This is a genomic window from Massilia cavernae, from assembly GCF_003590855.1.
GTDB classification, from domain to species: domain Bacteria; phylum Pseudomonadota; class Gammaproteobacteria; order Burkholderiales; family Burkholderiaceae_D; genus Telluria_A; species Telluria_A cavernae.
The window spans coordinates 1-10459 of record NZ_QYUP01000077.1; the positions used below are offsets into that span (position 1 = coordinate 1).

The 10459-nt window shown below is 65.4% G+C and carries 6 protein-coding genes and 3 pseudogenes; 5 read left to right on the plus strand and 4 right to left on the minus strand.

From position 1 onward, the window contains the following. Window positions 1-91 precede the first annotated feature (91 nt). The 3 pseudogenes from D3872_RS26975 to D3872_RS07745 all read left to right on the plus strand — a co-directional run. Window positions 92-951 (plus strand): annotated as a pseudogene (locus D3872_RS26975) (tyrosine-type recombinase/integrase). An 8-nt stretch (window positions 952-959) separates the two neighbouring features. Beyond that, window positions 960-2139, plus strand: a pseudogene (locus tag D3872_RS07740) (IS91 family transposase). Window positions 2140-2594: 455 nt separating this feature from the next. Then, window positions 2595-2786: pseudogene (locus D3872_RS07745) on the plus strand (transposase); the annotation flags it as partial. Window positions 2787-2792: 6 nt separating this feature from the next. On the opposite strand, the gene D3872_RS07750 reads toward D3872_RS07745, so the two are convergent. The 4 genes from D3872_RS07750 to garD form a co-directional block, all read right to left on the minus strand. Next, window positions 2793-3680, minus strand: coding sequence for an SMP-30/gluconolactonase/LRE family protein (locus D3872_RS07750; RefSeq protein ID WP_119810239.1), 888 nt, complete (start codon window positions 3678-3680; stop codon window positions 2793-2795). Continuing rightward, on the minus strand, window positions 3677-5059 hold the full coding sequence (locus tag D3872_RS07755) for an MFS transporter (RefSeq protein ID WP_119810240.1): 1383 nt from the start codon (window positions 5057-5059) through the stop codon (window positions 3677-3679). The genes D3872_RS07750 and D3872_RS07755 overlap by 4 nt, the downstream gene beginning before the upstream one ends. Before the next feature lie 48 nt (window positions 5060-5107). Further along, window positions 5108-5890, minus strand: a complete 783-nt coding sequence (locus tag D3872_RS07760) for an aldolase/citrate lyase family protein (protein ID WP_119810241.1) — start codon at window positions 5888-5890, stop codon at window positions 5108-5110. Window positions 5891-5962: 72 nt separating this feature from the next. Beyond that, entirely contained in the window at window positions 5963-7513 is a 1551-nt protein-coding gene (gene garD, locus D3872_RS07765; RefSeq protein WP_119810242.1) for a galactarate dehydratase, read from the minus strand. 192 nt (window positions 7514-7705) lie between these two features. On the opposite strand from garD, the gene D3872_RS07770 reads away from it, so the two are divergent. Both D3872_RS07770 and D3872_RS07775 read left to right on the plus strand, forming a co-directional pair. Further along, window positions 7706-8404 carry a FadR/GntR family transcriptional regulator gene (locus tag D3872_RS07770; protein WP_119810243.1) on the plus strand — a complete coding sequence of 233 codons (699 nt, stop codon included), beginning with the start codon at window positions 7706-7708 and terminating at the stop codon, window positions 8402-8404. A gap of 162 nt (window positions 8405-8566) precedes the next feature. Then, a partial coding sequence (locus D3872_RS07775) for a TonB-dependent receptor plug domain-containing protein (protein ID WP_119810244.1) occupies window positions 8567-10459 on the plus strand: 1893 nt, incomplete at its 3' end.

The following is a 10459-nucleotide window of genomic DNA, read 5'->3' on the forward strand; positions in this document are numbered from 1 at the left end:
TCGTCGTCGACAGGGGTTTCTGATGCAATTCTAAACTGTTTCCTATGTTGGTTAATGAGGCAATCGGCCTCATTCCAACAGGAGCAGCATCATGACTCAAGCCATCACCCCGCTGCGCCAACGCATGATCGACGACATGCGGATGCGCAAGCTCGCACCCAAGACCAATCGGCCTACCTGCTGCACGTGCGGCGGCTGGCCGCCTTCCTGGGCCGCCCGCCCGACACCGCACGAGCGAGGATCTGCGCTTGTTCCAATTGCACCTGGTCGAACAAGGCTTCACGTCGAACGCCCTGAACGTGACGATCACCGGATTGAAGTTCTTTTTCGAAGTCACCGTCCACCATCCCGAACTGATGGCCAGGATGCATCCCGTACCGGTTCCCCGCAAACTTCCCCAAGTGCTCAGTCGGGACGAAGCCGCGCGCCTGATCGCCTCGGCGTGCAGTCCCAAGTACCGGGCGGCATTGTCGGTCGCTCGGCGCCGGCCTGCGCGCAAGCGAAGTGGTCGGGCTCAAGGTGACCGATGTCGACAGCGGGCGCATGGTCTTGCGCGTGGAACAAGGCAAGGGGCACAAGGACCGGTACGCCATGCTGTCGCCGGCGCTGCTCGACTGCCTGCGTGCCTGGTGGAGGACGGCACGTGCCGAAGGCAAGATCTGCACGGCGGCTGGTTGTTCCCCGGACAGAATCCGTCGACCCGCTCGGCGTACGGCAGCTGAACCGCGCCATCCACGCCGCCGCCGACCTGGCGCGCATCGACAAGCGCGTGTCCATGCACATCTTGCGCCACAGCTTCGCCACCCATCTGCTGGAGCAGAAGGTCGACATCCGGGTGATCCAGACCCTGCTCGGCCACAAGCGGCTCGACACGACCGCGCTGTACGCCCAGGTCGCCACCGATCTATTGCGCGAAGTATCAGCCCGCTCGACACCTTGCAGCCGGCATAGGGGGCGCCATGGAGCACCCCGACCTGGAGGTCGCGGACATCTTCCGCGCCCACGGTCCGGCCTGCGACAAGCCCAACGCGGACACCTGAGCCTGGGCCAGCTCAAGTCATGTCGGCCATCGAGCAGTGTCGCAGCGCGGCGCTGGGCGGGCACGCGCTGCGCTGCGACACCTGCGAACACGTCGACATCGCCTACAACTCCTGCCGCAATCGCCACTGCCCGAAGTGCCAGGCCGGCGCCGCGCGCCGCTGGCTTGAAGCGCGCCGCAACGAATTGCTGCCGGTCGAGTACTATCATGTCGTCTTCACCCTGCCGGCGACGGTCGCCGCGCTCGCCTGGCACAACAAAAGCGTACTCTACCGACTGCTGTTCGAGCTCGCGGCGCAGACGCTGTGTACCATCGCCGCAGATCCCAAGCACCTGGGCGCGCGCATCGGCGCCACACTGGTGCTGCACACGTGGGGTTCGGCGCTGACCCACCATCCCCATGTGCACGGCATCGTCCCCGGCGGCGGCCTGTCGCAGGACGGCGAGCGCTGGGTCGCCTGCAGGCGGGGATTCTTCCTGCCGGTGCGCGTGCTCTCGCGCTTGTTCCGGCGGCGCTTCCTCGAAGCGCTGGGCGCGGCCCATCGCGCCGGCCAGTTACGTTTCCTCGGCGAGCATGCGGCACTGACGGAACCGACCGCCTTCGCGCGCTGGATGGCGCCGCTGCGGCGTTGCGAGTGGGTGGTCTACGCCAAACGTCCGTTCGCCGGGCCCGAGGCGGTGCTGGCCTACCTGTCCCGCTACACGCATCGAGTCGCAATCTCGAACCGGCGGCTTGTCGCCATGGACGAGCGCGGCGTGACATTTCGTTGGAAGGACTACCGTGCCAAGGATCAGATGCACAAGACGATGACGCTCGGCGCCGACGAGTTCATGCGCCGGTTCCTGCTGCATGTCCTGCCCAGCGGCTTCCACCGGATCCGGCACTACGGGCTGTTCGCCAACGCGGGACGCAAGGCCAACCTGGCCAGGGCGCGCGCATTACTGCGCGTCCCGGCGCCCGCCGTCGACACACAGCCTGTCGAGCGCAATTCGACGATGTTCATTTGCCGGCACTGCGGCGCGCCGATGGCGATCACCGCCATCTTCTTGCCGATCAAAGCAATTCAGGCACCAGCACGGCACCAGGGAGCACCTCCATGAGCGACAACGACAACATAGGCTTGCGCCACAAGCGCGTCGACCGTCGGCCAAAACCGATGCGGAGCTCCTTTGCCTGTCCTGCCGCAGCGTCTCAATTTCAATCGATTAACCACCGAACAGGCGACGCCCCCCGTGACCGTTTCAGGTCTTATATACGCCATCGATGCCAACTCGCCCGCTCCAACTGGCACCTTCCCAGCCAACGGCGCCGGTCAAATCGCCATAGCCTATGACAAAGGCTGACGACAACTAAACTTCCCGCGGTTTCCTCCTTCGGGGCTTGCCCAACGCCGGCCGGGAACGCTTGCGCGCATCAATTCAGGTCTGTGGAAGCGGCCGACATCGGACAACCCTTAACGAAAGCTGACGTACACATTACCTACATTTCACATGCACAGAGGTCGTCGCGGCCTACGCGTTAAGATGGCGTGCATGTCCTCAACCTTACCGCGTTCGTATTGCACCTTATGGCGTCGCGGCGCGAAAGACTTGCTCGCCGGCGTTGGGTTGTTGAGCGCCCCCTTGGCTGGCTTCATCGCTTTCGCAGACTGCGCATCCGCTGCGAGCGCCGTACAGATATCGATCAACCTTTTCTTTCTCTCGCCTGCTTGCTCATCTGTTGGCGGTACGTCGAGCGGTCTTGTTAGCCGCTCTTAGCCACGAAAGGGCGTTTCGGCGATGCCGGTTGCCCCGGGGCGCACCAGGATGGTGGCGCCGGCCCACGGGTCGGCGGGATCCTGTCCGGCGCTGATGGAGGTGACCAGCAGCGTATCGAGGCCGGGACCGCCAAAGCTGCACATCGACGGCTTGGCCATCGGCAGCTCGAGCTTGCGGTCCAGCCGTCCGTCCGGCGTGAAGCGCAGGATGCAGCCATCGTCGTTGCCGCACACCCAATAGCAGCCGTCGCTGTCGATCGCGGCGCCATCCGGCCGGCCCGGATAGGCGCGCATGTCGACGAACAGGCGCTGACCCGAAGGCGTGCCGGTGCCGGTGTCATAGTCGAACGCCCACACCCGCTGGCGCAGCGGGTGCGAGTCGGACAGGTACATCGTGCGCCCATCCGGCGAAAACGCCAGCCCGTTCTGCGTCAGCAACTGCTCGACGAAAGCTTGGGACAGGCCCTCCTCCGCCGAATATCGGTACAGCTTTCCATTCGGGCGGGCGGCCGCCATATCCATGAACATGGTGCCGCTCCAGAAGCGCCCCTGGCGGTCGCAGCGGCCGTCGTTGAAACGCATGCCCGCGCCAAGCTCCGCAGGCCGGGCCAGGCGCTGATGGTTTACCGCGCCGCCCTCCTCCAGTGCAAGGCTGAACAAGCCGCTCTCCATGCCGGTGATCAGCCCGCCGCTTTCCTTCGGCGCCAGGCAGGCCACCATTTCATCGGCTATCCAGTTGCTGGCCACGCCGGTGGAGGCGTCCAGCCGCCAGATGGTGCGGGCCACGATGTCGACCCAGTACCATGCCTGCTCGGCCACACTCCACACCGGGCTTTCGCCGACCACGCAGCGCGCCGGCCCGATTCGTTCGAACGTCAATCTCATGCCGATGGCTCGCGGATTTCCTGGTAGCGCGGCACCAGCATCTTCATCACGCTCCACGCGATCAGGTAGGCTACCGCGCAGCCGGCGAACATGATGGTGTAGCCGGTCTTGATCTGGCCAAGCGCGCCGTAATAATCGAACAGCCAGCCGCCGATCTTGGTGATCAGGACGCCGCCGAGGCCACCGGCCAGTCCGCCGATTCCGACCACGGAACCCACCGAGCGCTTCGGGAACATGTCGGACACGGTGGTGAACAGGTTGGCCGACCAGGCCTGGTGCGCCGCGGCACCCACGCCGATCAACAGCACCGGCACCCAGAAGCTGATGTAGCCAAGCGGCTGAGCCAGCAGCACCGTCAGCGGGAACAGCGCGATCACGAACATGGCCTTCATGCGGCCGTCGTAGGGCGAGGCGCCCTTGTTGATGAACCAGGTCGGGAACCAGCCGCCGCCGATACTGCCGATCATGGTCATGCTGTACAGGATCGCCAGCGGCATCTGGATCGCGCTGCTGCTCATGCCGTACTGCGCCGACAGGTATTTCGGGAGCCAGAACAGGAAGAACCACCACACACCGTCGGTCATGAATTTGCCGAAGGCGAAAGCCCAGGTTTGGCGATAGCCGAGCAGCGCCAGCCAGCCCAGGCGCTTGCCGGCCGGTGCGTCGATGGGCAGGGAGGCGTCGTCGCTGCTGATATAGGCCAGTTCGGCAACGCCAAGGCGCTTCTGCGTTTCAGGCCTGTCGTAGAACACCATCCACAGGCCGAGCCAGACAAAGCCGATCGCGCCGATGATGATGAAGGCGGCCTGCCAGCCCCAGGCTGCCGCGATCAGCGGCACGCTGATCGGCGCCAGCACCGCGCCCACATTGGCGCCGGAGTTGAAGATGCCGGTCGCGAACGCCCGGTCCTTCTTGGGAAAGTATTCGGCCGTGGCCTTGATCGCCGCCGGGAAGTTGCCCGCCTCTCCTATCGCCAGCACGGTACGCGCAATCATGAAGCCCAGGATCGAGGCCGGCACCGCCGCCAGTCCCAGGCCGGTCAGCAACGCGCCCGCGCCTGTACCCATCGGCACCGCGGCCGCGTGCAGGATGGCGCCGAACGACCACACCACGATCGCCACGATAAACGCTGCCTTGGTGCCCAGCTTGTCGACCACGCGCCCGGCAAACAGCATCGAGATCGCGTACGCGAACTGGAAGGTGGCGGTGATGTTGGCGTAATCGGTGTTGGACCATCCGAACTCCTTCGACAAGTCGGGCGCCAGCAGGCTCAGGACCTGGCGGTCGAGGTAGTTGATCGTGGTGGCAAAAAACAACAGGGCACAGATGGTCCACCTGTAAGTGCCGATTGCTTGCAGGGTTGCGGTTTCTCGTGGCATGGCTGTCTCGTGGTTCTAGTTATGGTGATTCTTATTCCCGGGCCGGCGTCATGCGTCGGGACGGGCTTGTGTGAATCTGGCCGCAAGCACTTCCGCGCCGCGCGCCAGGATGGAGATGTCGCTGCCCACTGCGATGTAGTTGCAGCCGGCTTCGATGCACAGGCGGGCCAGCGCTTCGTCACCGGTCAGGATGCCCGCAGCCACGCCGCTGGCGCGGATGCGGCCGATGGCGTCCTGGATAGCCGCCACCACTTCCGGGTGTTTGGGGTTGCCGATGTGGCCCATCGCGGCGGACAGGTCGCCCGGCCCGATGAAGATGCCGTCCACGCCTTCCACCGCGGCGATGGCCTCGATGTTCGACAGCGCATGCGGCGTCTCTACTTGCACCAGCACGCACAGCTCGTCCTCGCACACCTTCGGGTAGTCCTTGACGCGGCCATAGTCCGAAGCGCGCGCCGCGGCCGAATAGCCACGCACGCCCAGCGGCGGATAACGCGTCGCCGCCACCGCCTGGCGCGCCTCATCGGCGTCCTGGACGAAGGGAATCAGCAAGGTCTGCACGCCGATGTCGAGGTAGCGCTTGATGGTGACGGTGTCGTTCCAGGGCGGCCGCACGATCGGATGCGCCGTGCCCAGCACCGCCGCCTGCAGCTGTGAAAACACCATCGGCAGCTCGTTGGGCGAATGCTCGGTATCGAGCAGCAGCCAGTCGAAACCGGCGTTGGCCAGCACTTCGACAGTGACATTGTTGGACAGCCCGGACCACAGGCCCACCTGCAGCGGGCCGCCGGACTTGATGGCGCGCTTGAAACGATTGATCGGCAGGTTCATACGATTTTCTCTCCTCGGAAACGGGTTCAGGGAACTACGAATCGGGTGCCGGCATGGCGGCGCGGCGGCGGATCAGGTCACCGGAGCCGGGTTGAACAGCGTCAGCGCGTTGTGCAGCTTCCAGTGCTCGGCCCAAGTCTTGCGGCCGCTGGCGACGTCGAGCATCAGCGTGAACAGTTCCCAGCCGACGTCCTCGATGGTGGCCTCGCCGCTGGCGATGCGGCCGGCGTTCACGTCCATCAGGTCATGCCAGCGCCGCGCCAGGTCGTCGCGCGTGGCGACCTTGATCACCGGGACTTCGGCCAGGCCATAGGGCGTGCCGCGGCCGGTGGTGAATACGTGGATGTTCATGCCGGCCGCCAGCTGCAGCGTGCCGCAGATGAAATCGCTGGCCGGGGTGGCGGCGTAGATCAGGCCCTTGCGGGTGAGTTTTTCGCCAGGCGAGAGCACGCCGACGATCGGGCTGGAACCCGACTTGACGATCGACCCCATCGCCTTCTCGACGATGTTCGACAGCCCGCCGGCCTTGTTGCCGGGCGTGGTGTTGGCGCTGCGGTCGACGCCGCCGCGCTTCAGGTAGCTGTCGTACCACGCCATTTCGCGGATCATCGCCGCGGCCACTTCGGCGTCGGCCGCGCGCGCGGTCAGCTGGTCGATCCCGTCGCGCACTTCGGTCACTTCCGAGAACATCACGGTAGCGCCGGCGCGCACCAGCAGGTCGGTGGCGTAACCGACCGCCGGGTTGGCGGTCACGCCGGAAAACGCGTCGCTGCCCCCGCATTGCACGCCCACGACCAGGTCTGACGCCGGGCAGGTTTCGCGCCGGCGCAAATTGAGCTGTTCGAGCTGCCCGCGCGCGGTCGCCATGATCGAATCGATCATCGACTGGAAGCCCACGTGGCCGGCATCCTGCAGGCACACGGTGGCCGGCTCGCGGCCGCTCAGGATGGGAATGGAGCCCTTCGGGAACAGGCGTGCCGGCTGCAGCTTTTCGCAGCCCAGGCTGACCACCATGGCCTGGCCGCCGAAGTTCGGGTTCTGGCTGATATTACGCAGCGTGCGGATCGGCACGTCGGCATTCGGTGCATCGATCGCCACGCCGCAGCCATATGTGTGCTCGAGGCCGACGACGTCGTCGACGTTCGGATACTGCGGCAGCAGTTCGGCCTTGATGCGCTTGACCGCATGTTCGACCACGCCGGCCACGCACTGCACCGTGGTGGTGATGGCCAGGATATTGCGGGTGCCGACCGAACCGTCGGCGTTGCGGTAGCCCTCGAAGGTGAAGCCCTCCAGCGGTTCCGTCATCTGCGCGCTGCGGGTGGCGATCGGGAGGCCGCCCAGGTCGAGCGCGGCCGGCATGCGCAGCACCGCCTCATTGATCCAGCTGCCCTTCTTGATAGGACGGGCGGCAAAACCGATGGTGACGTTATAGCGGATGACCGGATCGCCTTCGGCCAGGTCGGCCAGGGCTACCTTATGCCCCTGCGGCACGGCCTCGTGCAGTTCGAGGCCGTCGGCGAATACGGCGCCAGGGCGCAGCCCGCCGTCGTTGACCACGATCGCCACGTTGTCGTTGGCGTGCATGCGTATATAGCGCGGAGTGTCGTTAGGTGTTGTCATCGCTTTGTCGGGGCCGGGCTGGCCCTCAGGTTAGTGGCTGTCGTGAGTGGGATTGCCCGTGATTTGCAGCGCTTCCGGGCTCGTTCTGTGGTTTTTAGTATGCCACCAATAAAAAAATCTGGCTAGTCCACCTTGAGAATTTGGTCGAACCAATTTAGAATGGACTGACCAAAACGCCACATGCGGTCAACCATGTCGAAAAAAATTACAGTTGAGCAGGACATTCAGCACCCCGAAACGCGGCTGTACCGGGTAGTCGCCAGCCGCATCGAAGCGCTGATCCGCGAGGAGCAGATCGGCCAGGGTTCGCGCCTGCCGCCAGAGCGCGAACTTGCCGCGCGCCTGTCGGTCAGCCGCGCCTCGCTGCGTGAGGCGCTGATCGCGCTCGAACTGGGCGGGCTGGTCGAAGTGCGCGGCGGTTCGGGTGTGTATGTCAGTGCGGCGCTGGCCGTTCCCGCCGCCGTCGAAGCCGGCCCGGGGCCGTTCGAAGTGCTGGCCGCACGGCGGCTGATTGAATCGGAAATTTGCGCGATCGCCGCCCGCGTGGCGACCGACAGCGCCAAGGACGCCATCCTGAAAGCGGTGCTCGACATGGAACAGAACCACGACAACTACGACAGCAACGAACTGGCGGACCGAGAATTCCACATGTCGATCGCGCGCGCCACTGGCAACAGCGCGCTGGCAGGCAGCGTCGCCCACCTGTGGGACCAGCGCGGCAACCTGTGGCACCGCCTGAAAGAACACTTCCAGACCGAACAGCTGCGCAAGGAGACGCTGAACGACCATCGCAGGATCCTCGAAGCGATCGTCGCACGCGACCCCGCCGGAGCGCGCAGCGCGATGCGCGGCCACCTTGAACGCGTTACCCGTACCTTCTCGCGCGGATGACACGGATACCCAGGCAACCATTACTGCAACAGCATCATCCCCACGCGCGACCCAGGCCGGAAGATACCGGCTCCCGTCGCAGTGGCACCGGACACGCGAGGTGTCTCGGAAACGCCCAGCCCCAGCTCGGAACTGAATTAGAAACGATAAATAGGAGATCACATGAAGTACCCAGGCAAATCAGTCACCAAAAAATCGCTCGTCCTGTCCTCGGTCTCGCTGGCGGTGCTGGCGATGACGCAGCAGGCCTCGGCCCAGCAAACCGAATCGCCGATTCAGCGCGTTGAAGTCACCGGCTCGAGCATCAAGCGCCTGGCCAGCGAAGCGTCGCTGCCGGTTACCACGCTCAAGGCCGAGGAACTGACCCAGCGCGGCATGACCACGCTGGCCGACGTGATGATGGCGCTGCCGCAATCGGCCTCGCTGGCGCCGTCGAACGCCGGCTCGGGCACCAATATCAACCTGCGCGGACTGGGCGTGAACCGCACCCTGGTGCTGCTGAACGGGCGCCGCCTGGCCAACGAGGCGATCGCCGACGGCTACGCCAACCTGGAAGTGATCCCAATGAGCGCACTGGCGCGGGTGGAAATCCTGCGCGACGGCGCGTCCTCCATTTATGGCTCGGACGCGATCGGCGGCGTGGTCAACTTCATCACCAAGCGCAGCTACGAAGGCGCGTCGGCCACGGCCCAATACGTGCAGCCGGAAAAAGACGGCGGCGGCGACGAACAGCGCCTCAGCTTCACCGCCGGCAAGGGAAACCTGGCGACCGACGGCTGGAACCTGTATGCGACCGTCGACGCGCACCAGCGCAGCGCCCTGATGGCACGCGACCGTGCCGAACTCTCGACTCCGGAAATCCTGGCCAGCATCGGCCGCGCGCCGACGCTCGCGCGCGGCGGCTATGCCTCGCCGGCCAACTTCACCACCACCGCCAACCGCACCGCAGCCAACCCCTACTACAGCAGAGGATGCCTGGCGCCGTACTCGATCCAGGGCGCGGGCAACACCTGTATCCTCAAAAACCAGGAATACGGCGCGGCGCTGTACGAAAACCAGCGCGTCACATTCTACGCGCGCGGCACCAAGCAGCTGGCGGACGACCACACCCTCACCGTCGACTACCTGCGCGGCCAGTCGCACATCATCTCGACCCGCAACCCGACCCAGAGCGTCGCCGTCAACGGCGTCGCCGCCACCCTGCCAGCTTCGAGCAAGTGGTACCCGGGCGGCAGCGGCGGCGTGCCGGCCATGCCTGGACTGAACGGCGCGCCCCTGTTCGTGACCTGGAGCGTGGCCGACCTGGGCCTTGCCGCAACCAAGGACACACAAGTCAACCAGCGCTTGTCGGTGGTCGGCGAAGGCCGCATCGGCAATTGGGATTACAAGGCCGGCCTGACGCACGGCGTCAGCACCCGCGAAAATGAATACCAGGACGGCTACGTCACCGGCGCGGGCCTGAACGCCGGCCTGCTCAACGGCTCGCTCAACCCGTTCGGCCTGCAGGACGCGGCCGGCCTGGCCTACCTCGAAAGCATCTCCGTCGACGGCGAGAAGAACCGCGACTCGCAGAGTACCTTCTCCGGAATCGACATCGGCGGCAGCCGCGAACTGATGCAACTGGGCGGCGGCTCGCTGGCGCTCGCCGTGGGCGCCGACTTCCATCGCGACACCACGCGCGACGAACGGCTGCCGATCGTCAATTCCGTCACCTATGTCAACGCCGCAGCCGCCCGCGGCGAAGGCGCGCGCAATGTCGCGGCGGTGCACGCGGAACTCGATATCCCGCTCACCAGGCAGCTCAACTTTAACGTCGCCGCGCGCAACGACTACTTCAGCGATTTCGGCAATACCTTCAATCCAAAGATCAGCTTCCGCTACGAGCCTTCGAAAGCCCTGATGTTCCGCGGTTCGGCCAATACCGGCTTCCGCGCACCGACCCTGTTCGACCGCTACGGCTACCGCACCGCCGGCGCCAACGGCTCCACAGCCGGCCGCTGGGACGATCCCGCACTGTGCCCGGGCGGCATCCCTGGACCGCGGCACCGGCACCGC